This window comes from Campylobacter sp. B0100352/1, from assembly GCF_020135855.1.
GTDB lineage: Bacteria > Campylobacterota > Campylobacteria > Campylobacterales > Campylobacteraceae > Campylobacter_D > Campylobacter_D taeniopygiae.
Map to the genome: position 1 here is coordinate 1 of NZ_JACHTP010000019.1, position 23,755 is coordinate 23,755.

General features: G+C 28.5%; 29 protein-coding genes. 16 read left to right on the top strand and 13 right to left on the bottom strand.

Annotated elements, in window-relative coordinates; translation table 11 throughout:
- On the top strand, positions 1 to 695 hold a 695-nt coding region (locus H2279_RS06335), incomplete at its 5' end, for a class I SAM-dependent methyltransferase (protein ID WP_337195959.1).
- Between the two features lie 202 nt (positions 696 to 897).
- A complete protein-coding gene (locus H2279_RS06340) occupies positions 898 to 1,119 on the top strand; it encodes a hypothetical protein (protein ID WP_337195960.1) in 222 nt (73 codons plus the stop codon).
- 241 nt (positions 1,120 to 1,360) lie between these two features.
- Here the strand turns inward: H2279_RS06340 and pyrC are convergent, their stop codons facing one another.
- The 4 genes from pyrC to H2279_RS06365 all read right to left on the bottom strand — a co-directional run bounded on the left by pyrC (position 1,361) and on the right by H2279_RS06365 (position 4,541).
- On the bottom strand, positions 1,361 to 2,353 hold the full coding sequence (gene pyrC / locus H2279_RS06350) for a dihydroorotase (protein ID WP_337195961.1): 993 nt from the start codon (positions 2,351 to 2,353) through the stop codon (positions 1,361 to 1,363).
- Between the two features lie 66 nt (positions 2,354 to 2,419).
- The gene (locus tag H2279_RS06355) at positions 2,420 to 2,659 is read right to left on the bottom strand and encodes a replication/maintenance protein RepL (RefSeq protein WP_337195962.1); all 240 of its coding nucleotides are present in this window, start codon (positions 2,657 to 2,659) and stop codon (positions 2,420 to 2,422) included.
- On the bottom strand, positions 2,656 to 3,009 hold the full coding sequence (locus H2279_RS06360) for a diacylglycerol kinase (RefSeq protein WP_337195963.1): 354 nt from the start codon (positions 3,007 to 3,009) through the stop codon (positions 2,656 to 2,658). Before H2279_RS06360 ends, H2279_RS06355 begins: the two co-directional genes overlap by 4 nt.
- On the bottom strand, positions 3,006 to 4,541 hold the full coding sequence (locus tag H2279_RS06365; RefSeq protein ID WP_337195964.1) for a phosphoethanolamine transferase: 1,536 nt from the start codon (positions 4,539 to 4,541) through the stop codon (positions 3,006 to 3,008). The genes H2279_RS06360 and H2279_RS06365 overlap by 4 nt, the downstream gene beginning before the upstream one ends.
- A gap of 112 nt (positions 4,542 to 4,653) precedes the next feature.
- On the opposite strand from H2279_RS06365, the gene H2279_RS06370 reads away from it, so the two are divergent.
- Entirely contained in the window at positions 4,654 to 5,412 is a 759-nt protein-coding gene (locus H2279_RS06370; RefSeq protein ID WP_337195965.1) for an exodeoxyribonuclease III, read from the top strand.
- Between the two features lie 19 nt (positions 5,413 to 5,431).
- On the opposite strand, the gene H2279_RS06375 is transcribed toward H2279_RS06370, so the two are convergent.
- Genes H2279_RS06375 through moaC form a run of 3 tightly spaced genes read right to left on the bottom strand, consistent with a single transcriptional unit; the run spans position 5,432 to position 7,288 of the window.
- Positions 5,432 to 6,565: a hypothetical protein gene (locus tag H2279_RS06375; RefSeq protein WP_337195966.1), complete on the bottom strand. Its 1,134-nt coding sequence runs from the start codon at positions 6,563 to 6,565 to the stop codon at positions 5,432 to 5,434.
- Positions 6,566 to 6,573: 8 nt separating this feature from the next.
- The gene (locus H2279_RS06380) at positions 6,574 to 6,837 is read right to left on the bottom strand and encodes an HP0495 family protein (RefSeq protein WP_137624132.1); all 264 of its coding nucleotides are present in this window, start codon (positions 6,835 to 6,837) and stop codon (positions 6,574 to 6,576) included.
- Positions 6,815 to 7,288, bottom strand: coding sequence for a cyclic pyranopterin monophosphate synthase MoaC (gene moaC / locus H2279_RS06385; protein WP_337195967.1), 474 nt, complete (start codon positions 7,286 to 7,288; stop codon positions 6,815 to 6,817). Before moaC ends, H2279_RS06380 begins: the two co-directional genes overlap by 23 nt.
- A gap of 92 nt (positions 7,289 to 7,380) precedes the next feature.
- Between moaC and H2279_RS06390 the strand changes: the two genes are divergently transcribed.
- Entirely contained in the window at positions 7,381 to 7,530 is a 150-nt protein-coding gene (locus H2279_RS06390) for a highly acidic protein (RefSeq protein ID WP_442862190.1), read from the top strand.
- An 11-nt stretch (positions 7,531 to 7,541) separates the two neighbouring features.
- On the opposite strand, the gene cheQ is transcribed toward H2279_RS06390, so the two are convergent.
- Together cheQ and H2279_RS06400 are read right to left on the bottom strand one after the other, a co-directional pair.
- Positions 7,542 to 8,018, bottom strand: coding sequence for a cheVAW transcriptional regulator CheQ (gene cheQ, locus H2279_RS06395; RefSeq protein ID WP_337195968.1), 477 nt, complete (start codon positions 8,016 to 8,018; stop codon positions 7,542 to 7,544).
- 24 nt (positions 8,019 to 8,042) lie between these two features.
- Positions 8,043 to 8,909, bottom strand: coding sequence for an HDOD domain-containing protein (locus H2279_RS06400; protein WP_337195969.1), 867 nt, complete (start codon positions 8,907 to 8,909; stop codon positions 8,043 to 8,045).
- Between the two features lie 192 nt (positions 8,910 to 9,101).
- Here H2279_RS06400 and H2279_RS06405 point away from each other — a divergent pair, with 192 nt between their 5' ends.
- Positions 9,102 to 11,153: a methyl-accepting chemotaxis protein gene (locus H2279_RS06405; RefSeq protein WP_337195970.1), complete on the top strand. Its 2,052-nt coding sequence runs from the start codon at positions 9,102 to 9,104 to the stop codon at positions 11,151 to 11,153.
- Here H2279_RS06405 and rplT read toward each other — a convergent pair.
- Positions 11,118 to 11,471: a 50S ribosomal protein L20 gene (rplT, locus tag H2279_RS06410; protein ID WP_137624138.1), complete on the bottom strand. Its 354-nt coding sequence runs from the start codon at positions 11,469 to 11,471 to the stop codon at positions 11,118 to 11,120. The two genes, H2279_RS06405 and rplT, sit on opposite strands and share 36 nt — an antisense overlap.
- A 93-nt stretch (positions 11,472 to 11,564) precedes the next feature.
- Positions 11,565 to 11,756 (bottom strand): 50S ribosomal protein L35, encoded by a 192-nt coding sequence (gene rpmI, locus H2279_RS06415; protein WP_002777995.1) that lies wholly within the window; start codon positions 11,754 to 11,756, stop codon positions 11,565 to 11,567.
- A gap of 158 nt (positions 11,757 to 11,914) precedes the next feature.
- On the opposite strand from rpmI, the gene H2279_RS06420 reads away from it, so the two are divergent.
- The 4 genes from H2279_RS06420 (at position 11,915) to H2279_RS06435 (ending at position 15,891) form a co-directional block, all read left to right on the top strand.
- The gene (locus H2279_RS06420) at positions 11,915 to 13,078 is read left to right on the top strand and encodes a hypothetical protein (RefSeq protein WP_337195971.1); all 1,164 of its coding nucleotides are present in this window, start codon (positions 11,915 to 11,917) and stop codon (positions 13,076 to 13,078) included.
- 102 nt (positions 13,079 to 13,180) lie between these two features.
- Positions 13,181 to 13,582, top strand: coding sequence for a hemerythrin domain-containing protein (locus H2279_RS06425; RefSeq protein ID WP_337195972.1), 402 nt, complete (start codon positions 13,181 to 13,183; stop codon positions 13,580 to 13,582).
- A 144-nt stretch (positions 13,583 to 13,726) separates the two neighbouring features.
- A complete protein-coding gene (locus H2279_RS06430) occupies positions 13,727 to 14,908 on the top strand; it encodes a NifS family cysteine desulfurase (protein ID WP_337195973.1) in 1,182 nt (393 codons plus the stop codon).
- An 11-nt stretch (positions 14,909 to 14,919) separates the two neighbouring features.
- Positions 14,920 to 15,891 (top strand): iron-sulfur cluster assembly scaffold protein, encoded by a 972-nt coding sequence (locus H2279_RS06435; RefSeq protein WP_137622793.1) that lies wholly within the window; start codon positions 14,920 to 14,922, stop codon positions 15,889 to 15,891.
- A 12-nt stretch (positions 15,892 to 15,903) separates the two neighbouring features.
- On the opposite strand, the gene H2279_RS06440 is transcribed toward H2279_RS06435, so the two are convergent.
- Both H2279_RS06440 and H2279_RS06445 read right to left on the bottom strand, forming a co-directional pair.
- Positions 15,904 to 17,775, bottom strand: a complete 1,872-nt coding sequence (locus H2279_RS06440; protein ID WP_137624142.1) for a mechanosensitive ion channel family protein — start codon at positions 17,773 to 17,775, stop codon at positions 15,904 to 15,906.
- A gap of 3 nt (positions 17,776 to 17,778) precedes the next feature.
- Positions 17,779 to 18,408 carry a carbonic anhydrase gene (locus tag H2279_RS06445; RefSeq protein WP_137624143.1) on the bottom strand — a complete coding sequence of 210 codons (630 nt, stop codon included), beginning with the start codon at positions 18,406 to 18,408 and terminating at the stop codon, positions 17,779 to 17,781.
- 159 nt (positions 18,409 to 18,567) lie between these two features.
- Between H2279_RS06445 and H2279_RS06450 the strand changes: the two genes are divergently transcribed.
- The 7 genes from H2279_RS06450 to H2279_RS06480 all read left to right on the top strand — a co-directional run bounded on the left by H2279_RS06450 (position 18,568) and on the right by H2279_RS06480 (position 23,730).
- Positions 18,568 to 19,260, top strand: coding sequence for a Bax inhibitor-1/YccA family protein (locus H2279_RS06450; protein ID WP_337195974.1), 693 nt, complete (start codon positions 18,568 to 18,570; stop codon positions 19,258 to 19,260).
- Positions 19,261 to 19,366: 106 nt separating this feature from the next.
- Positions 19,367 to 19,720, top strand: coding sequence for a preprotein translocase subunit SecG (secG, locus tag H2279_RS06455; protein ID WP_137624145.1), 354 nt, complete (start codon positions 19,367 to 19,369; stop codon positions 19,718 to 19,720).
- Between the two features lie 10 nt (positions 19,721 to 19,730).
- The gene (gene frr / locus H2279_RS06460; RefSeq protein ID WP_337195975.1) at positions 19,731 to 20,288 is read left to right on the top strand and encodes a ribosome recycling factor; all 558 of its coding nucleotides are present in this window, start codon (positions 19,731 to 19,733) and stop codon (positions 20,286 to 20,288) included.
- A gap of 2 nt (positions 20,289 to 20,290) precedes the next feature.
- The gene (pyrE, locus tag H2279_RS06465; RefSeq protein WP_137624147.1) at positions 20,291 to 20,899 is read left to right on the top strand and encodes an orotate phosphoribosyltransferase; all 609 of its coding nucleotides are present in this window, start codon (positions 20,291 to 20,293) and stop codon (positions 20,897 to 20,899) included.
- A complete protein-coding gene (locus H2279_RS06470; RefSeq protein WP_137624148.1) occupies positions 20,899 to 21,324 on the top strand; it encodes an RDD family protein in 426 nt (141 codons plus the stop codon). Before pyrE ends, H2279_RS06470 begins: the two co-directional genes overlap by 1 nt.
- Entirely contained in the window at positions 21,317 to 22,339 is a 1,023-nt protein-coding gene (locus H2279_RS06475) for a ribonucleotide-diphosphate reductase subunit beta (protein WP_137624149.1), read from the top strand. Before H2279_RS06470 ends, H2279_RS06475 begins: the two co-directional genes overlap by 8 nt.
- A gap of 14 nt (positions 22,340 to 22,353) precedes the next feature.
- Positions 22,354 to 23,730, top strand: a complete 1,377-nt coding sequence (locus tag H2279_RS06480; protein WP_337195976.1) for a nicotinate phosphoribosyltransferase — start codon at positions 22,354 to 22,356, stop codon at positions 23,728 to 23,730.
- Positions 23,731 to 23,755 lie beyond the last annotated feature (25 nt).

The following is a 23,755-nucleotide window of genomic DNA, read 5'->3' on the forward strand; positions in this document are numbered from 1 at the left end:
ATAAGAAGGCTAAAAATTATGCAAGATATGGAAAATTAAACGATATCCAAAAGCAAACTTTTGAAAAACTAAACGAATTAAATATTGATTTTACAAATAACAATATCGTTGATATAGGTTGTGGCACAGGTGTTTGGACTTTACATTTAGCGCAAAAAGCAAAAAGCGTTTTAGGTGTGGATAACTCTAAGGCCATGCTTGAAATTTTGCAAGAAGATGCCTTAAAAAATAATACTAACAACGTTAAAACACTCCATTTAGATTTTGAAAGCTTTTATAAAGAAAATCAAGAAAAATTTGATATAGCGTTTTTGAGTATGTCTCCAGCTTTGCAAAACGAAAATGACTTCGAAGCTTTTTTAAATTTAGCCTCTCAAAGGATATATCTTGGTTGGGCTGACTATAGAAAAAGTGATTTTTTAGATCCTATATTTAAACATTTCAATACCGAATTTAAAGGTTTTTATAAAAAAGATTTAGAAAGTTTTTTGCTAGAAAAAAATATAAATTTTTATAAATTTGTATTTGATGAAACACGCATAGTGGAAAGAAAAAGAGAAGAGGCCATAGAAAATGCTTTGTGGCATTTAGATATAAATGGAGTTAAAGCGGACAAAGACGAGCTTAGAAATTTAGTTAAAAAAGAAAATATTAAAGAGACTATTAAATCAAAAATCAAACTTTTGGTATTTTAAGTAAAATCATTAAATTTTTTCTTATGTAAGGATATTTTTTGGTGTAAAAATTATTCTATATTTTATAAATAATTTAGCTTTAAAAATAATAAGTTTATATAATTATTTTTATATTTTAGATTTTGCTTTAATTTTTTTTGCAAAGTTAAGAAAAATAATATAAAATGATGTCTTATTTGTATTTTTTAAAGAAAAGCCAAAAATGATTAAAAATTTAGTTATCAACTTTGGAAGATTAATACTTGATATTATAGTTGCTATTAGTTTTATTATAGCTTTTATTTATTCTATTTTTATGATGTTTAGTGTTGGATTTTTATTCGGTTTATTTTGTCTTATAGGATCTTTTATAGCACTTTTTATGAGTTTTTTTATGATTTATCTTATTATTGATATTAGAGATAGCCTGGTAAATAAAGTTTAAAACAATTTAAATTATTTTTTATTAAAATATTTTATAGACTCAAATACCATTTTAATGGTATCCTCAGATAAAATTTTATTTAAAGTTTAAAAGAAATTTTTGTTATAGGCAATTTTTTAATTGTACTATGGATATGGTGTATTGCAGATTACTTTTTAACATAGAAAGGAATTAAAAAAGATAATTTTGATAAAATTTTAAAAGCATTAGATTGATGTTATTAAACAAAACCAATTCTAAATTAGTTTTGTTTAAATTTTAAAATTTTCTCCGCCATGAAAGGCACTATATCGCCGTATTTTTGCGGTACTTGCCATTCTTGTTTTTCTAAATTTATAATTTTGTCTTTTTCAAATTTAAAATCATAAATTTTACAAGCATTATCTGAAATAAATTTTTGTAAATTTTTTTCATTTGAGTTTTTTTCAAAAAGTTCAGCCAAAACAGGTAAAATAACAGGTGCGCTAAAAACTCCAGCCGCGCAACCGCAACATTCTTTAGTATGTAGTGGGTGTGGCGCACTATCGCTTCCAAACATAGCTTTTTTATATCCGCTAAAAGCAAGTTCGCAAAGCGCGTCTTTATCTTCATAACGCTTAGCGATTGGTTTGCAAAATAAATGCGGATCCATTTTTCCGCCCACAACATCATCTAAAGTGATCATTAAATGATGTAAAGTTATAGTGGCGTATAAATTTTCATAATCTTTGAGTAAATCGCATAAAACTTTAGTGGTAATGTGCTCCATGACTATTTTTAAATTTGGAAAATTTTGAGCTAATTTTTCATAAATTTTTGCAAAATTTGCTTCTCTATCCATAACAAAATCATTGGTTTCGCCATGGATTAACAAAGGTATATTTAACTCACTCATCGCATTTAGAGTGGGTTTTAAATTTTGTATATCAAAGCTTGAAATTCCATTGTCTGAATTTGTAGTAATGCCAGCAGGATAAAGCTTGATAGCAAAAATTTCATCTTTTGCATTTTCTAAAAATTTTTCATCATATTCTTTAAAAAATAAAGTCATCAAAGGGATAAAATCTTCATTTTTGCAAGCTTTAATAATCCTTTGTTTATAGGCTTTTAAAGAATTTATATCTGTGATTGGAGTGATTAAATTTGGCATGATAACGCCAGCTTTAAAATCTTTTGCGCTAAATGGTGCTACTAAATCAAGCATTTTTTCATCGCGTAAATGTAAATGCATATCTAAAGGATTTTTTAGCGTCATTGTCTCTCCTTTTTATAAAAAATAATTGCTTAAATTTATCAAAATATACAAAAAAGATAAATTAAATTATATTTCTTCTTTGATATAAATTTGGTATAAACCATTTTTAAGACGCCTAAAAAGCTTTTTTTCTTCCAAAAATTTAAAAGTGGCAATGATGGTAGGTTTGCTAAGATCGAGCTTGCTTTGAATTTCACTAATTTTTATCATGATAAAACCATTTTCATCGGCATTTTCGCATAAAAATTTTAAAAGTTTATAGCGTTTTTTTCCAAAAATACCACACATTAATTTTTCAAAATTCATATCAAGCCTACTAAGATAAGAATCCAAGCAAAAAGTGCCAAAATCACACTAAAAAAGACTCCAGCGCTTGCACAATCTTTGGCGATTTTTGCTTTTTGATGCCATTTATCAGTTATAAGATCAACACAAGCTTCGATGGCTGAGTTAAAAGATTCTGCAATTAAGATTAAAATTAAAACCGCTATTAAAATGAGATGTTCTATCAAACTCACCCTTAAAAAAAAGCTGATTAAAATAGCAGGGATGATGATGCAAATTTCAATGCGAAAAGCCATCTCATTTTTAAATAAAGCCACGATCCCTTCTAAGGCATATTTGGCATTATTGAAAATGTGGTATTTTGGTTTCATGGATTTTCCTTAAGTTTAGGATTAAATAAATCATAATTTGATTCATAAACACAAGTTTTTATATCAAAATAACCTAAAAGTGTGCTAAAAAGATTATCTTGAGAAAGCTTTAAATTTTTATGTTTTTTAGCCAAATTCATAAGTTTATTATCGTTACTCCAAAAAATCATAGGAATATGAGTTTGTGTGCTTGGTGCAAAAGCATAAGGCATACCGTGCAAATAAATTCCATCTTTGCCTAAACTTTCTCCATGATCAGAAAGATACAATAAAGAACTTTGAAAACCTTTTTTTTCTTTTAAAAGAGAGATAATACGGCTTAAAATATAATCTGTGTAAAGCAAGGTGTTATCATAAGTATTTACCAAAGCATCTTCACTGCATTTTGATAGATCATTTGTATCACAAGTGGGATTAAATTTTTTAAATTCCTTAGGATAGCGTTTGTAATAAGCTGGGCCATGAGAGCCTTGCAAATGTAAAACAATAATATTTTGAGTGCTTAATTTGTTTAATTTGTTTTTTAATGGATCCAGCAAATCTTCATCATAAGTGCTTGAGAGTTGAATTTTTTGTTTTAATCGATCGCAAACCCCTTTACAACCTCCTGAATTATTATCTATCCAGCTAACATCGACACCGCTTTTATTGAGTATATCGATAACATTTTCTTGATATTCCTTATTTGAAAATTGAATTCGCTTTGAAACTGAAAACATGCAAGGTAAGCTAACAGCGGTTGCTGTTCCGCAAGAAGATACTTGAGTGAAAAACACAACATTGTCTTTTTTGGTATAAAAATTCGTATCATTTTTTGTGTAGCCATCAAGCGAGTAATTTGCCGCCCTTGCTGTTTCCCCCACCACTAAAACTAAAATTTTTTTAGTGTGATTATCATCCTTATAAGCGTCATTTTCTATAGCTTTAAATTGAGGTTTGGTTTGAACAAAGAGAGCATAATAACGATATAGAGCATAAATTTGATAAAAAGGAGTGTTATACATTCTTATTTCATTGTAATTTCTAGCAAAAGGAATAAAGGTTTTACTAAGTGAAAGGAAAATCGCAAAAACAAAAAACAAGCCTAAAAAAATATTGATAAATTTAGTTTTAAGGTGAGATTTTATTGATTTGTAATCAATTTTGACTTTTATAATATAAATGATAAAAATTAAAGCCAAAATTAGAGTGATTATTAGCTTGAAATTGATCAAGTCTTCTACTTCTTTAACATCGGTTTGCATGGCATTTTGAATCATATTTGAATCAATAAGAATTCCATAAAAACTGATAAAATAAACACTTAAAAAAGATGCTAAAATAAAAAAGATTGAAAAAAATTTACTCAAATATTTGATAAAAATCAAAGAAAAAATAGTATGCACAAAACCAAAATATATTAAAATGAAGCTTAGAGTGATGAAAAAATTTTGAGAGCTTTTTTCATAAACAAAATGAAATAAATTAAAATTAAGTGCTACAATCAACAAAGAATTTAAAAATGTGAATTGAAGCCAAGTGAGTTTAAACATTAAATTTACCTTATGTATAGATTGTTTATTGTATAAAAGTTTGTTTAATCACCTGTAAAAAATTAATTTTTGTGCTATGATTTTGAAATTATTACTTTATTTAAGGAAGAAAATGAAACTATTGTCATGGAATGTAAATGGCTTAAGAGCAATTTGTGATAAAAATGCACTTGATTGGATAGAAAAAGAAAATATTGATTTTATAGGTTTTCAAGAGATTAAAGCCCATGAAGATAAATTTCCTAAAAGAATTTATGAATTTCCTTTTAAACATATGTATTCTAATTCCGCTAAAAGGGCGGGATATTCTGGTGTTATGAGTCTTTGCAATTTTGATTGTGAAGTAAAAAAATGTGAATTTTTTGATGATGATGAAGGTAGAGTTTTAGAGCATAGGTTTAAAAATGTAGTGCTTTTTAATATTTATTTTCCAAATGGACAAAAAGATGAAGAGCGTTTAAATTTTAAAATGAAATTTTATGCGGATTTTTTAGTCTATCTTAAAAAACTTTTAAATGAAGGTAAGGAAGTTATCATTTGTGGCGATGTCAATACGGCTCACCGCGAGATTGATTTAACGCACCCTAAGGCAAACGCAAATACTTCAGGTTTTTTGCCTATAGAAAGAGCTTGGATTGATGATTTGTTGAAGCTTGGTTTTTTGGATACTTTTAGAGAAATCAATGGAAATATTAAGGAAAAGTATTCGTGGTGGAGTTATAGAATGAAAGCAAGGGAAAGAAATGTTGGCTGGAGGATTGATTATTTTTTCATTTCTAATAATTTAAAAAGCAAATTGAAAAATGCTTTTATAAGGGGTGATATTTTCGGATCAGATCATGCTCCAGTTGGTATAGAAATAGATATTTAATATCCTAAAAATTAGGATATTATTTTTTGATTAAATTTTTGGCTTTTTCCCAAAGTCTGATGCCTAATTTTTTTGCTTTTTTGGAATTTATATCTTTATATTTTTCGTTGGCAATATTTTCTAATTCATAAATTTCTTGCTTTAAGCGATAAAGTTTGCTTTGGGTTAGTCTATTAAAATCATTAATTTTTGGATTTTTCTTGATATCATTTAAAACTAAGATCAACTGCTCTCTACTTTCACTTGCAAGGCGTTTGAATTTGGCAAAAAGATTATCAAGTTCGTATTCGAGTAAATTTTCAACTATTTCTTTAGCAGGATTGCTTTGTTTTTTAACCTCTTTTTTTAAAAGTGCGATAAAATCATCCTCTATGCCGATTAATTCTTTACTTTTTAAATTGATATCCTCTTCAAAGGCTGCGTAGTTTAGCGAGGATTTAAATTTTTCCATAGCCAAAGAAATTCCATCTCGTGTGCCTTTGATTGCACCCAAACAAAGATCTTTAGCATAAGCCATCGATTCATTAGCAATTTCAAAAGCTGTATTTAAAATAATGCTTGAAATTTTTAAGATACGTTCTTTCTCAAAATGTGCTTCACAAATGGCATTATAAACAAGATTTTTAGCAATTTCTTTGCTTGTAAGCTCTATATCTTCAGCTTTTTCTAAGGTGGTTAAAAAAGCACTTTCAGCTGTTTCTTTTAAGATCCCAAGCATTTCTATATCAAATAAGATCGCATCATTTAAGCTGCTACAAATTTGATTGTCAAGATGTTCTTGTAAGATATTTTCAAATTCAAAAAAATGATTACTGATTTGATTTTTTATGGAATTTTTTTGATTTTCAATTTGCTTGTTTAAAATTTCAATCTCATTCATATAATCATAAAGAGTATTTTGAGCGTCTTGAATACTAGCTTTTACTAAAGCTTTAATGATTTTTGTAACATTTTCATCATCAAATAAATCAAGCTTTTTTAAAATATTTAAAAATTCAACCAAAAGAGAATTGAGAATTTTTTGAGTATAATGGGCATTATGCGTGGTTTGCTTGTAAGCAAGGTTAAAACTTAGCTCTTCTAGCAAATCTTTGGCTTCTTTTTTGCTAAGATTTGATAGAGAATTTTCAAAAATGATTAAAGTATTTTTCATAAATTTCCTTAAATAACAAATTTTGCTTCAGACTTAAGCTTCTCAAAAATGTCAAGACGATCTTGTTTGCTATCAACATAGACGCTTAATAAAAAGCTTTGATACTTTCCGCTAGAACTTGCATTAGAATGCTTGTATTTAAATTCTCTTTGACCTAGCAATTTTTCAAAAACTTCACCCGCATGCACATGGGTATCAAAAATAACTTTATAATCCCAAAATGTTGGATAGTTAATAATAGGTTCTTTGTTAAGATCGCATAAATTGACCACTTTTGCCTCCTTCTTTATTTTCAAGAACAATTTCGCCTATTTTCATAGTTTTATCAATAGCCTTTACCATATCATAAATGGTTAAAAGTCCTATGCTTACTGCCGTTAAAGCTTCCATTTCAACTCCAGTTTTACCCTCACATTTAACCGTAACGATGAGCTTAAAAGCAAATTCTTTTTCAAATTCAATCACATCTGTTTCAATTTTAGAAAGCATTAAAGGATGACACATAGGAATTAATTCACTTGTTTTTTTCGCTCCCATAATAGCTGCGATGATTGCGGTTTGTAAAACGGGCCCTTTTTTAGCTGTATTGTTTTTAATGCTTTCAAAGGCTTCTTGAGACATATTTATTATCCCACTTGCTCTAGCAAGTCTTTGAGTGATATTTTTTGAGCTTACATCTACCATTTTTGGACGATTTTTATCATCTAAATGAGTTAAATTCATAAATAAACCTTTTAAAAAATTCAAAAAATTATATCAAAAGCAAACAAATTTAAGTTAAAATAATTTTATAATTTTAATTTTAGGAGAAAATCATGGAAAACGAAGAAGAAAATTTAGATTATGATGTTTATGAAGAAGATGAAGAATATACACACGCTAATCATCGATCTTATAATTACGATGATGATGATTATGTTTATGATGATGAATCAGATGATGATGAATTTTATGAAATGGATTAAAATTCATCCTCTTAATAATATCCAACACACATGCTATCAGTAATTTTTATACGTTTTTCAAAAGGGGCTGGACTAAAAAAACGGCATTTTTCTATATAGATATGCTGATGATAATCAAGCCCTAAAAAATCATAAAATTTTTTCAAATTGACAAATTTAACCCCTTGTACTTCTTTAAGTTCCAAAAGTTTATAAATAGAAGAATCATTCTTTTTTACTAAATGTGAAGGAGCAAGAGTAGTGAAAGAACAAAAAGCACTGGCTAAGACAAAGCCGTTTAAATTTGTGCATAGTTTTAATTTATCTTGATATTTTTTAAGGATGGAATTTTTATGTAAAAAAACAACACGTGTTCCTTGATATCTACCTATTTCTATATTTTTCCAAAATTTATAAGCATTTTTAGAAATACCGACTAGGCGATGAAATTCGGCATTTAAAACATAATGGTCTAGAAATTCATTAGGAGGTAAAATAATACTTTTCATTAATTAAAAATAAAAAAGTAAAATTTATTTTTTTTCTTTTTCTATTTCTTCTCTAATTTGTTTTGGAAGCTTTGAAATAAAATTATCTAAATTAAATTTTACACCTTGAGTTTTAGCTTCTTCGATTAAAGCAATAGATGCTTTTACATTAAAAACAGAAAAACTTCTATGTGGCATAAATAAATGATCGAGTACTGCTAAAGCATAAGCTGACTTTTTAACTTCATTGCGTGCTGCATGAGGGGATCTTATGAAACAAATTGTCTCTGTTAATATATCATCAAAATTCCAGCGATAAAGTAAAAAGCCCAAAAAAGAAATGTGATCAACTCCCAAAAATTCATTTTCTACTAAAGAAAGATCTCTAAAATCTATTTTTTTTAAATGTTCTAAAAATTCAGCATCTTTATTGTTTTGAATCAAAAAATTAGAAAAAATAACAATACCAAGTCTTAATATCAAAGCACAAGGAACTAAAAAGTGAGATAGTTTTTTATCTTCATCATTAAGCCAATCTGTAATAAAAGCAGTTTCTTCGCTGCATTTATTTATAAAATCTTTTGTATTTAAGCCATAGGGTGAAACATCGATTTTAAAATTTTCTCTAATAGAATCTGCCATGATTGTATTGATAATATTTCCTATACCAAGTAACGATACAACTTGATTTAAGGAGGTAATTTCTCTTGAAAAGCCATAAAAAGGAGAATTAGCTAAACGCAAAAGTTTAGTGGTCATTAAAGGATCACTTGAAATAATATCAGCAACTTTATTAATTTCTAAATTATTTCTTGATTCTTCAATATATTTTCTTAATTTGCTGATGGTGTCAGGCAAAGAAGGCAAAACTTCAACACTTTGTAATAAAATTTCATTCATATCTGATGCCATAGATTTTCCTTGACTAAACTAAATTACAAAATTTTTCATCGAGAATATATTATAGCTAAATTTTAATTTACTTATTATATAAATTTTATAATTTTTATCATTAATAAAATTTTACTACAATTAAATAAGTTAAAAATCATTATTATAAATTTCAAAATTTTTAAGAATAACAAAAATATAGAGGTTGGTTTAATGTTTCGCAACTTTTTTAAAAAAAATGAAAAAAAATCAGTTAAAGTAAAACCTTTAGAAACTCTTTATTTTTTAGAGGATGAAATTGAGAATGTTTTAAGTCATTTAAAATTTGAAACCAAGTTAGCCATAGGCTTTGCTTCCTATCAGCTCGATTTAAAAAATATAGCAACAAAGATAAAAAATTATTTGCCTCAAGAATGCGAATTGATTTTGATTTCCGCCTCTGATTTGCTATGCAACATCGATCAAAATAAACAAATTGTTGATAATCCTTATTTGCATAATGTTCAAGGTATTGCTTTGATTCTTTTTGGCAATGAAATGATAGAGAATTTATATATCCATAAAATCAATCTTTTTGATAACATAGAGGATCGTCAAGATAGAAGAGTTTATATAGAAAAGGAAATTGCATCAATGCATGTACCTTTTAAGGCACATTGTAGCAATACTTTGCATTATCTAATTCACAACGGGGTGAGTGGAAGTGAAAGCATGGTGATAGAAATGCTTTATAAATACGCTCAATATCCTTGCCCTCTTTTAGGGGCTGGTGCAAGTGGAGATTTGGATAATCTTCAGGGAACTTGTATTGTTTATAATTATGAAATGTTAGAGCATCATGCGATCAGTATGCATATTCAATTTAAGCCAAAATATCGTTTTGATTTTATGAAATCTCAAAATTTTTCTGAAACTCATGATAAAAATACAACATTTACGGTTTTAAATACCGATCCTAAGAATAGACTGGTGTATGAATTTTTAGATACAAAAACTTTTCAGTCTATAAATGCAATTGAAGCTTTGTGCAAACATTTTTCTTGTGATTTTGAAGGTTTAAAGCTTAAAGCTTCAGATTATACCTTGGGTATTAAAATTAGCAATGATTATTTTATTTCTCCTATGAAAATTGTTTCTGATAAAGTTTTGCTTAGCTATGGTGAAATAACTAATGGTCAAGAAATTGTTTTATTAAAAAGAACTGATTTTATTAAAGATCTCGAAAAAGATTATGAAAAATTTATCCAAAATAAACCCGATATAAAACCTATGGCAGCGATTTTTAATGATTGTATTTTAAGGAGATTTCAAAATAGTAAATTTATAAAAGATATCAAATTAAACCAATTTCCTATTGTAGGTTTTTCTTGTTTTGGAGAAGTTTATGGGGTAGGAATTTTTAAAAGCTTAGTGGCGATTTTTTTCTATGAAGTGGATGAAAAAACCGAATTTAATCCAGTTTATATGCAAACCTTTGTAAATAAATATAGCGACTTTAAATATTATTACCTCAGCCTTAAGGTGCAAAAACTTGAAATTATCAATAAGGTAAATAAACTTGTTTTAGATCGATTGAAAAATACTACTGTTAGCATAGATAATAATTCTAATATTTTTAAAGATACTTTCAAAGATTTTCAAAGCATTAAAGAAAGTCTTTTAACCATAGATGAGAATTTCATCAACTTTATCCATTATTTAGAATATAACTTGTATCAAAGCGAAGAAAAAATGAATTTGGAAAAAGAAATTCAATCTTCTTTTAAAAATATTGATCAGCTTAACAAAATGCTTAATCTTATTTCTGGTATTGTCGAGCAAACCAGTCTTTTATCTTTAAATGCAGGGATAGAAGCAGCAAGAGCTGGAAAATTAGGAAGAGGCTTTGCCGTTGTTGCAGATGAGGTAAGAAAGCTTTCTGATAATACTCAAGAAAGTTTGATAGAAATGGAAGCAGCCATAAAATTGGTAATTCAAACCATACAATCTATTGCTAAAAGCTCTAATTCTAGCACTCAAGAAATGAATTTCATCAGAGATAAATCAAATGAATTTTCAAAAACTATTTCTGATCTTATCAGTTTAGGAAAAGAAATTTCAGACAAGCTAGAACAAAAAAGTGATACAAGCGGTTATTTGGATGAAAATTTAAATGAATTAAAACTTTATGAAAATGTTCTGGTAAAATTAAACTTAGAGGGGGGGGTAATCCAAGAAAATAATCTTGGATTAAAGCGCTTTTTTGACAGCCTCTACAATTCTTGAAAATGCAGCAGCATCATTCATTGCTAAGTCTGCTAAAATTTTTCTATCAAGCTCAATGCCTGCCTTTTTAAGTCCATTAATAAATCTTGAATAGCTTAAATCATTTAATCTACAAGCAGCATTGATACGCACGATCCAAAGACGGCGAAAATCTCTTTTTTTACGACGTCTATCACGATAAGCATAGACGAGACTTCTTTCTAATTGTTCTTTTGCTTTTCTAAAATGTTTGCGACGTCCGCTATAAAAACCGCGCGCTAATTTTAAAACTTTTTTGTGTCTGCGACGTCTTACAACACCTGTTTTTACTCTTGCCATTTTTATTTCCTTTCATAAAGTGGCGTCCAAATTTTGGAGCTTGCCCTTAACTTTCTTTGTTTAAGGGGAGTTTGAATGACTTCGGTCAAAAACTTAAATCCCTAACATCTTTTCTACAGCTTTTACATTTGTGCTATGAACGTATTTAGCTGTACGAAGATCACGCATTCTTTTAGCAGGTTTTTTAGTCAAAATATGGCTTCTAAATGCTGAACCTCTTTTGATTTTGTTTTTACCTACCTTAAAGCGTTTAACAGCGCTTTTAACGCTTTTCATCTTTGGCATACGCTTTCCTTTCGGATAAAATTTATTTTTCCAAAAAATTTAGAAAAGCTAAATGATAGTAAATTTTTACTGATTTTTGACTGAATTTTTATCCTTTTATAAACTTGGCACACCTTTTGCTTGTAAAAAATTAGCAATATTTTTGGAAAGATTAAACAATGACAATAAATTCGGCAAATCCTTATCAAAATTTGGCTTTGTCTAATCCTTTAAATAACAGTTCTGCTTTGAATTTGATCAAGGATAGAGAAATTTCAAATTTGAAAGAGGATCATCATTTAGAACAATTAAATTACATTTTTAACAATGTAAGCTATGCGAGTGAGTTTGGTTTTAGAACTAATGAAGAAGGCTTTTTTGATAAAGATCTAAATAAAATAGCCAATATTCCAGAATCTTATAATATTCATATTAAAAGTGTTAGGAATATAGCAAAAGAATTAACAAAACAGGATGAAAATTTTAACTATAATAAAATAGATCTACCTTATCTTTTAAATAGTTATTATAATTCTTTAAAAGCGATTAATAATGAATTTATGCAAGATGATAATGCTAATTTAAGTCGTAGCAATATTTCAAAGCTTTCAGCGGGTTTTTCTACAGAAAATGGAGAGTTTTTAGGTAAAATCACAAGAATTTATGATAACCAAGAAGAGCTAAATTCTGCACTAGATAAAAATACCCATCTTAATACTTTAATGCTTGATAATAAAGTTATAAGTTTTCATTTTGATAAAACTCTAAATAATACTTCTTCTAATGAAATTTTAAAACCTTATTTAACAAAAAATTCAGAAGTTTCAAAATCGGGGCTTTTGATGAATTTTATTTATCAAGATATTAAGACTCAAAATGAGAATGAATTTAATTTTTTTATGAAACCGGTTAATTTGGATATCAGCTCTCGCCAGAATTTGCAAAAACTTCTTGATGGAAAAATGGATATTGAAGATTATATTAAAAAAAATAATGAAGAAAAAATGAGTTTTGATTTGTATCTTTACGTCAATGGAGTCAATAAAAAAACCATTTCTAAAGATAAACTTTCTGTGTTTTTTCAACAATATATTAATTATCAAAAAGATATGGATTTGAAAGAATTTGCTAATTCAAGTTCAATTTTTCAAATTTATACTGATCAAATAAAAAATGATTTTAATGATTTAAAAGAAGAATATAAAAAACAAAGTCAGGATGTTTCTAGGATAGATAAAGCAAATACGATGCGTTCTAGTTCTATAGATCATTTTTTAGATCGTCGCCAAAAACAAGCGAATTTAAATAAAATACTTAATTCTTATATGTCTGTTATGATGTAATATAAGTAGAAAATAATGTGAATTTAAGTATTTAAAAATTATAATCTAAATTTTAAATAATAATTTAAAATTTAGAATTAACAGTAAATGAAAGTTTAAATTATGATTTCTAACCAAAAAATTATTTCTATGAATAACGATCTTTTAGATTCTCAACATCAAGATCTTTTTGAAATTTCTATCAAACTTTCTTTAATGAATCATCGACATATTAATTCTAAAGAATTAAAAGAAGTTTTAAAAGAATTACTTGTTATGCTGAATCGACATTTTTTAGATGAAGAAGCTTTTATGAGAGAAATTCATTATCCTTTCATGAAAGAGCATATGAAAATCCATCGTAATATTATTTTTGAAATTGAAGAAATAATAGTAAGCGAAGCAAGATCAATCCATATTTTAACCGAAAAATTGGATTATGTGGTAAAAGATTTCATCATAAATCATACTTCAAAAGAAGATTATAAAATAGTAAAATATTATGAAAAAAAAATTAAAATTTAATTTAATATTTTTTTATTTTTCTTAATTTATAATTTAATTTTAGTATTTAAACTAAAATTAATAAATTTCTGTTATTATCCATTTTAATTAACAAGATAAAAAATATCCTAAATAAAAATGGATATAATTTTATAAGGATGAAAAGTGAAAGTTTATTTAGATAATAATGCAACAACAATGATTGACCCTAATGCTTATGAGCTTATGTTGCCATTTTTCAAAGATATGTATGGCAATCCAAATAGTCTTCATCAGTGGGGAAGCACAACCCATCCAGCTTTAAGAGAAGCTTTGGATAAGCTTTATGTGGGACTTGGAGCAAATGATTTAGATGATATAGTGATCACATCTTGTGCGACTGAAAGTATTAATTGGGTTTTAAAAGGTGTGTATTTTGATCATATTTTAAATAAAGAACGCAATGAAGTGATTATTTCTAGTGTGGAACATCCTGCAGTAAGCGCAGCAGCGTATTTTTTAAAAAGTCTTGGTGTTAAAGTTATAGAACTTCCAGTAAATGAAGAAGGCGTTTCAACTGTAGAAGATTTACGTAAAGTAATTTCTGATAAAACCGCACTCGTTAGCGTTATGTGGGCCAACAATGAAACCGGTATGATTTTTGATATTAAAGCTATGGCTGAACTTGTCCATGAATTTGGAGCACTTTTTCATACAGATGCAACACAAGCAGTGGGTAAAATCAAAGTTAATTTAAGCAATGTAGGCGTTGATTTTGCATCTTTTTCAGCCCATAAATTCCATGGACCAAAAGGCGTTGGAGGATTGTTTATCAAAAAAGGACTTAAACTTACTCCATTATTACATGGCGGAGAGCATATGGGTGGTAGAAGAAGTGGGACTTTAAATGTGCCTTACATAGTAGCTATGGGAGAAGCTTTGCGTATAGCTAATACTATGCTTGATTTTGAAGATTCTCATATACGCCGTTTAAGAGATAAGCTAGAAGATAAAATTTTAGCTTTACCTGATACAACGGTGGTTGGTAAAAGAGAACATAGAGTTCCAAATACTATTTTAGCAAGTATCAAAGGCGTTGAAGGCGAAGCTATGCTTTGGGATTTAAATAAAAATGGTATAGCGGCAAGTACAGGATCAGCCTGTGCTAGTGAAGCACTTGAGAGTAATCCTATTATGGAAGCAATCGGTGCAGAGCATGATTTAGCACATACGGCTTTAAGACTTTCTTTATCGAGATTTAACACAGAAGAAGAAATTGATTATGCTGCAGAACAAATAAAAAATGCAACGCAAAGATTAAGAAAAATTTCTTGCACTTACGCTTATAATCCAAATAATTATAAATAAAAGGATAAAAAATGGGAAAAAATAGTTTAATTGGAGGATCAATTTGGGATGAGTATTCCCAAAAAGTTCAAGATAGAATGAATAACCCTCAACATATGGGAGAATTTAGCGAAGAAGATGCTAAAAATCGCAATGCAAAGCTTATTGTGGCTGATTTTGGAGCAGAAAGTTGCGGGGATGCGGTAAGGCTTTTTTGGTTGGTTGATGAAAAAACAGATAAAATTATTGATGCCAAATTTAAAAGTTTTGGCTGTGGCACTGCTATAGCAAGTAGTGATACTATGGTGGATCTTTGCATAGGAAAAACTGTAGATGAAGCAGTAAAAATTACAAATTTGGATGTAGAATTTGCTATGCGTGACAATCCAGAAACTCCAGCAGTTCCACCTCAAAAAATGCATTGTTCGGTTATGGCTTATGATGTTATTAAACAAGCTGCGGCTCATTATAAAGGAATTAACCCTGAGGATTTTGAAGATCAAATTATAGTGTGTGAATGTGCTAGGGTAAGCCTTGGAACCATTAAGGATGTTATTAGACTTAATGATTTGCATACAGTTGAAGAAATCACTCAATACACTAAAGCGGGTGCCTTTTGCAAATCTTGTGTTAAACCAGGTGGGCATGAAAAAAGGGATCATTATCTTGTAGATATTTTAGCCGAAACAAGAGCTGAAATGGATAGAGAAAAGTTAAAAAATGCTACAAAAAATGACGTTGCTTTTGATGAAATGACTTTAGTAGGTCAGCTAAAAGCGGTAGAAAGCGTTTTGGATACTGAAATTCGCCCTATGCTTCATAATGATGGAGGCGATTTAGAGGTGATTGATATACAAAAGGCTGAAGGTGGTGCTATCGATGTTTATATTCGCTATTTAGGTGCCTGTAGTGGTTGTTCTAGCGGAAGTGGTGCTACTTTATACGCTATTGAAAATATTTTACAAGAAGAATTAAGCCCAAATATTCGCGTTATGCCAGTATAAGAATAGCAAAAGCTATTCTTTTGGCTGTAAATCAAGCGGAGGTAAATTTTCTATATAAATACTGCGACTTGGGAAGGCAAAAGTCAAACCATTTTTTTCAATGATACGCATAAACTCAAGCATCAATTCTTGTCTAGCTTCTCTAAATTCTTTTGAATGAATTGATTTGGTATAAAAGTATAATTCTATATTGATGCTACTATCTGCAAATTCACTCAAAGCCACATAACAAGCATTTTTATAACCTTCAAGATCATTAATGGATACTAAATTTTGGCGATATTTAGTTGTGTGATCTCCGTATTTTAAAGCGCTATCGTCTTCATGGGCTACTAAAGGACTTGAATTTAAAAGTTCTTTTAAATCTTTAATACAACTGTCTAATTTTTCAGGAGTGGCATCGTATCCTACGCCAAGATACATTTTTATATGACGCCCCATACGACGTTTGCTCCAGTTTTTAATATTAGCACCCATAATAGTTGAATTAGGTAGGAAAACTAAACAATTATCAAAAGTTCTTATAGTTGTTTTTCTAAGTCCTATTTCAACAACGGTTCCTTCTATGCCTGAAACTTCAACCCAATCTCCTTGATTAAAACTATTATCAAATAATAATAAAATCGATGCAAAGAAATTAGCGATAATATCTTTAGCCGCCAAAGCAACAGCCAAACCACCAATTCCCAAAGATGCAATGATGGCTGAAATGTTAAAACCAAGTTGAGCTAAAATATAGAGTAAAGCTATAATAATAATAACAAAATATAAAATTTTAATGACTAAATTAACCACTTCTTTTTTTTCGCTTTTCTTAGCCAATTTAGATACCAAAACCACGCCATAACCATCAAGAATTTTCAAAACAAGCCAAGCTATTAAAACAGCATAAATGATATTAAAAAGATTACTCAAACTTATACTTAAAGGTGCGGGATAAAACGCTATAGTAAGGCAAAGAGAAAGTGCATAACAAATGAGTAAAATACCTACAGGCTTTTTGATATTTCCAATAAAAATAACTTTAATATCATCAGCTTCTTTTTTATTACGATAAATCAAACGCACAAGGAAAAAATAAACTATATTAGAAAAAAAGCGTCTTAAAGAAACAAAGAAAATTAAAACCAAAGCAGAAATAGTTATTTTCCCTACATTTAAAAAATCAATATTAACAAAAGCATTGATTTTATCAATCCAAATTTGAAGTCCTAAAAGAGAAAAAAGATAATTGCTTTCCAATAAATGAGCATTAGAACGCAAATATTTTAAAATTTCTATATAAGCATTAAAAGCATTATTGATCATTGCTTCTTTAGAGGCAATTTTTTCAAGCTCTTTTGGATCGGTAATTTTACTTTTATACTCATCTAAATCAATATTGATTAAATTTTGTAAATCCTCCATAGCTTTATCAACTGTAGATACTATACTTTCACTATCAGCTGCATTTTTAAAAAGTTTTTCTAATTCAAACAAAGATGAAAAGAAACTTTCAACCATATTAAAATAAACAAGATTTAAGCTTGTGTCAGTATAAACAAAAGGTTTGTTTAAACTTTTTTGTTGCAATTTTAGCAATTCTTGCTTTCTTTTTAAGAAATTTTCTATAGCTCTTTCGTCAATTTTTTGTTCGACTATCATATCAGGTATTTCAGATAATATTGTTCTTTTATCTCTTTCAAATTCTTTTAAAATACCACTATAAGAACTTGAATTTTCATCATTATTTTTTCTAAATTCTCTAATTTGATGCTCAATACCAATATATTTTTGAATCAAACCATAAACACCAGAATTTTGACTCGCATTAGTATCAATAAGCTGTAATTCATCGCCATAAAGATATAAAAGACTAAAAAAGATTAAAATTATTTTTTTCATTTATCATCTCCTATTTTGAATTAAAGTAAAGTTTTTTTCTTTAAAATTGTATTCATAAATTTCACCTGTTTCGATAATATAATACCAAGCATGAAGTTCTATTTTTCCTTGGTTTAGTGCCTCTTCAACTCCAGGATAGGTGAGAATATTTTGTAAAGAATTGACTAAATTTAATTTTTCTGTAAGCCAAGATCTCATAGCTGTATCATTTTTTGATATCGATTTTATATCTTGTTTGATAGGCTCAAGCAAAGTGAGCCATTTTTTTACATTTGGAATTTTACTCAATTCTTCATCAGAATAATAAAGTGCATTACATCCACCACAATTGCTATGTCCACACACAATAATATTTTTAATATGTAAAGAATTTAAAGCATATTCTATAGCAGAAGTGGTTGATAAAAAATCCTCCCCTATGCGATAAGGCGGAACGATATTTGCAATATTTCGGATCACAAAAAGCTCCCCTGGACCTGTATTGGTTATTAAACTAGGGATAACTCTTGAATCAGAACATCCTATAAAAAGAGTGTGAGGATTTTGCTTATTTTTAAGACTTTCAAAAAGCTCTTTATGCTCTTTAAAATCTTGCTGCATAAATTTAATTGCACCGCTAATAAGATTTTCCATAAAATACTACCTAAAAATAAAATAAATATTTATAATTATAACAAAATCTACAACAATGTATTTTAAAATACTTAATATGAAATTTGTTTTAAACAATAAATTGTTAAATAAATTTTGATATAATCTTATTTGTACAATATATATCAAAGGAGAATGATTATGAGTCTTTATGATAGAGACTATTCAAAATCGAGAGAATTTGAAAATACAAGAACGAGTGATCTTGGCATTTTTATCAAGCAAACATATCAGCTTTTTGCCGCATCGCTTTTGGCTGCTACAGTAGGTGCTTATGTGGGAATTTTCGCTTTAGCATCATTTTTTATTGAATCTTTGGCAACATTTTGGATTCTTTTTGCCGTAGAACTAGGATTATTGTTTGCTTTGATGTATAAGAAAAAAGAAGCTCCATTAAATCTTATCTTACTTTTTGCCTTTACTTTTTGTTCAGGCTTAACACTTACGCCTTTACTTATTTCCGTTCTTGCTTTACCTGCAGGAGGAATTATCATAGCTCAAGCTTTTGCTTTAACTACTGTGGCATTTGCAGGTCTTAGTATTTTTGCTATGAATACTAAAAAAGATTTTACTGTAATGGGTAAAGCTTTATTTATAGTTCTTTTGGTTGTTATTGCAGCATCTTTACTTAACATTTTCTTACATAGCAGCGTATTTAGTTTGGTTATTTCATCAGTATCTGCAATATTATTTTCATTTTATATTCTTTATGATACTCAAAATATTATTCGCGGAAACTATGAAACTCCAATTGAAGGAGCTGTAGCACTTTATCTTGATTTTGTAAATTTATTCATTAATTTACTTAATATTCTAAGAAGTCTTAACAGATAATTTTTGCGTCGTAATGACGCAAAAAATACAATAATTTCAAATCTTTTCAAGTTTTATTTCGCTAAAATATTTCAAGTTAAAATTATTTCAAAGATTAGGAAAATTTATGATTACTCTTTTAACTGTTCTACAATTTGTTATCGTTGTTATTATTTGTATAGCTGTTTTGTTACAAAAAAGTTCAAGCATAGGTCTTGGAGCTTATAGCGGAAGCAATGAAAGTCTTTTTGGCGCAAAAGGGCCTGCAAATTTTTTAGCTAAATTTACATTTATAATGGGTGTGTTTTTGATTGCTAATACCATAGGTTTAGGGTATTTATACAATCACACAAACAAAGATTCTTTAGCTGAAAAAATTAAAGTAGAAACCAATACAAGCATTCCAAGTGCTAATACAATCAATCCATCAAAAATTCCATCTATGCCGCAAAATTCATATGATACAAATGTAAGCAAATAAAAGGAAAAATATGATTAATGAAATTTTAGACAAACAAAAAAGTCAAAACGATAAAAGCTTAGAAGCTTTAAAAAAAGATTTTACAACTTTAAGAACAGGCAAGGTTAATATTCATATATTAGATCATATACAAGTTGATTATTATGGTAGTTTAACGCCTTTAAATCAAGTTGCGACTGTTTTAGCTAGCGATGCCTCAACTATTAGCATCACTCCTTGGGAAAAACCTATGTTAAAAATCATAGAAAGTGCTATCGCTGCAGCAAATATCGGGGTTAATCCAAACAATGATGGGGAAAATGTTAAACTATTTTTCCCTCCAATGACTAGAGAACAAAGAGAAGAAAATGTTAAACAAGCTAAAGCTATGGGCGAAAAAGCAAAAGTTTCAATCAGAAACCATCGAAAAGATGCTAATGATAGTATTAAAAAACTAGAAAAAGATAAAGCAATTTCAGAAGATGAGGCAAAAAAAGCATATGATGAGGTGCAAAAAATTACAGATTCTTATTCTTCTAAAATTGATGAAAGCGTTAAAAATAAAGAAACAGAACTTTTAAAGGTTTAATAATGAATTTAGAAGAAATTTATAAAAACTGTCAAGCTTATTTAGAGGGTCATTTTTTATTAAGTTCTGGAAAACATTCTCAATTTTACCTTCAAAGTGCAAAAGTGCTAGAAAGTCCTGTCTTGGCTGAAAAATTATGTAAAGAATTGGCGAAAATAATTTTTGAAAATTCTATAGAATTTGACAGTGTTTGTTCTCCAGCCTTAGGAGGAATTTTAGCAGGATATGAGTTAGCTAGAGCCTGTGATAAACGTTTTATTTTCACTGAAAGAGTTAATAAAGAAATGACATTAAGACGAGGTTTTGAGGTTAAAAAAGGTGAAAAATTTATCGTTTGTGAGGATATTATTACTACAGGTGGTAGTGCTTTAGAAAGTGCAAAAATTATAGAAAGTCTTGGAGGAATCGTGGTTGGTTTTGCTGCTTTAGCAAATCGTGGGTTTTGTGCAGTAAAAAATTTAAACACTCAATCAAAAGATAATGCTAAACTTCCTAGCAACATCCCTCTTTTTACTCTAGGAAATTTTGATTTTGAAATTTATGATGAAGAAAAATGCCCACTTTGCAAACAAGGAAGCAAAGCTATTAAACCAGGGAGTCGCGGAAATTAATGAAAAAAACAAAAGCTAGAATAGCTTCGCGTTTTTTGCGATTCAAAGCTTTTGTTATTGATATTTTTCTTATTTATGTACCCATTTTATATTTAAGTTATTTTTGGTTAGGATCTAAGGATGCTTTTTTACATAGTGGTTTTGCTACCGCCTTATGTTCCTTTCTTTTTGGTTTAATTCAGGCTTTGTTTTTACAAAGAAAAGGGCAAAGTCCTGGTTTGAAAGCTTATGATCTTTATTTGGTAGATTTTAAAAGCGGAAAAAAAATTTCTTTTTTAAAAATTATACTTAGATACATTATATTTTTCATAAGTTTTGGTTTATTGGTGGGAATATTTTTTAGTTTTATTAGAAAAGATTCTCTTAATTTACATGATATATTAACTCAAAGTTGCATCATAGAAAGGTTAAATAATAATGCATAGAAAAAGAATTTACAATCCCAATTCAAATGAAACTCTTGGAGAAAGAAAAGTTTTTGATGGAAATCCTCACGGAATTCTTAATTTTACAAAGGCAAAATATACTTGGGCTTTGAAACTTTGGGATGTTATGGAAGCAAACACTTGGTTTCCTAAAGAAGTTGATACAACCAAAGACGCTCTTGATTATCGTTGTAATTTAACTTCTGGTGAGAAAAGAATGTATGATTTAGTTTGGTCTCAACTGATTTCTATGGATAGTTTTCAAACCAATAATTTAGCAGACAATATCAATCCTTATATTACCGCACCTGAAATTAATGCAGTTTTAGCAAGACAAGCTTATGAAGAAGCCAATCATTCAAAATCTTATGCGGTTATGGTAGAGGCAATTTGTGAAAACACAGATTTAATTTATGAAATGGAAAAGCACGACGCAACTCTAAGGGAAAAGAATGATTTTATTTCCAATATTTATGAAGAATTAGCTGGTGATGTAGATGATAATAAATTATTACTTGCTATGGTGGCAAATCAAATTTTAGAAGGAATTTATTTTTATAGTGGATTTACTGCAATTTACGCCCTTGCTAGAGCTGGCAAGATGTTGGGTTCAGCACAAATGATTCGCTTTATACAAAGAGATGAAATTACGCATTTACTTTTATTTCAAAATATGATCAATTCAACACGCAAAGAAAGACCGGATCTTTTTAATGAAGCTAATATTAATAAAATTTATGAAATGTTTCAAAAAGCAGGAGAATTAGAGATTAAATGGGGTAAATATATCACTCAAAATCAAATTATGGGATTTACAGACGATATTATTGAAGAATATATCCATTATTTAATTGATCAAAGACTAATAGCGATTAATCTTGAAAAAATGTACAATGCTAAGCATCCTATTAAATGGGTTGATGATTTTTCTAAATTTAATGATCAAAAAAGTAACTTTTTTGAAAGTAAGGTAACCAACTATTCAAAAGGTAGTATTAGTTTTGATGATTTTTAACATTTAGGTAATTTATGGAGAATTTTTCTAAAAAAAGATCTAATTTAACCTTGCTTTGTGATTTTTATGAACTCACTATGATGCAAGGTTATTTTTTAAATGGATTTGAAAATAAAATTTGCTATTTTGATGTATTTTTTAGAAAAACTCCCGATAATAATCCTTTTGCTATATTTGCTGGATTGTCTGAAATTTTAGATTTTGTTGCAAATTTGCGTTTTGATGCCGAAGATATCACGTATTTACGATCCAAAAACATTTTTTGTGAAGAATTTTTAAATTATTTGCTTGATTTTAAATTTAATGGAGAAATTTATTCTTTACAAGAGGGTGAAATTGTATTTCCTAATGAACCTTTGATGATTATTAAGGCTAATCCCATAGAAGCGCAGTTTTTAGAAACTTTTTTATTGTTAAATATCAATCATCAAAGCCTTATTGCCACAAAAGCAAATCGCATAGTAAGAGCAGCTAAAAATCGTCCCGTGTTTGAATTTGGATCAAGAAGAGCACATGGAAATGATGCCGCGATTAAGGGGGCTAAAGCGGCTATTATAGGTGGATGTCTTGCAAGTTCTTGCACCCTAGCAGGAAAAAAATACGATATCACTGTAAGTGGAACAATGGCGCATTCTTGGGTGCAAATGTTTGATGATGAATTTAAAGCTTTTTGTTGCTATATAGAACTTTATCCTAAAAATCCTATTTTGCTTATAGATACTTATCATTATGAAAGCGGTTTAGAAAATGCGATCAAGGCTTTTAAAAAATACAATGTTAAAGAGTGTGGAGTTAGAATCGATTCTGGTAATTTAGCTTTTTTAAGTCAAAATATTCGTGATAAACTTGATCGTGAAAATTTAAAAGAGTGTAAAATCATTGTTTCAAATTCTTTAGATGAATATGAAATAGAAAAATTACAAAATTCACCCATAGACGCTTTTGGGGTGGGAGAAAGGTTAATCACTGCTTCTAGTGATCCGATATTTGGTTGTGTTTATAAACTTGTGGCCATACAAGAACTAAACGCTATAAAACCTAAAATTAAAATCAGCGAAAACAGTTCAAAAACAACCTTGCCTCATTTTAAAAAGTTTTTTAGAGTCTATAATAAAAAAACGAAAAAAGCACTCTATGATGAAATTTATATTTATGATGAAAAATTAGATGAGTTAGATAGCGATTTAGAAAGAAAAGAAATGCTTCAATGTGTTTTTAAAAACAATCAAATTCAAATAAAAAATTTAAAAGCATCGCAAATTGCATTATATACAAAAAATCAAATCGACACTTTAGAAAAAAATATACTTGATGCTAATTCTCAATATTTAATTAAAATTTCTAATAAATTACAAACTTTAAAGACTAATTTAACTCATCAAGCTGATTAGTTTTTTAGAATAATTTTGTTACAAT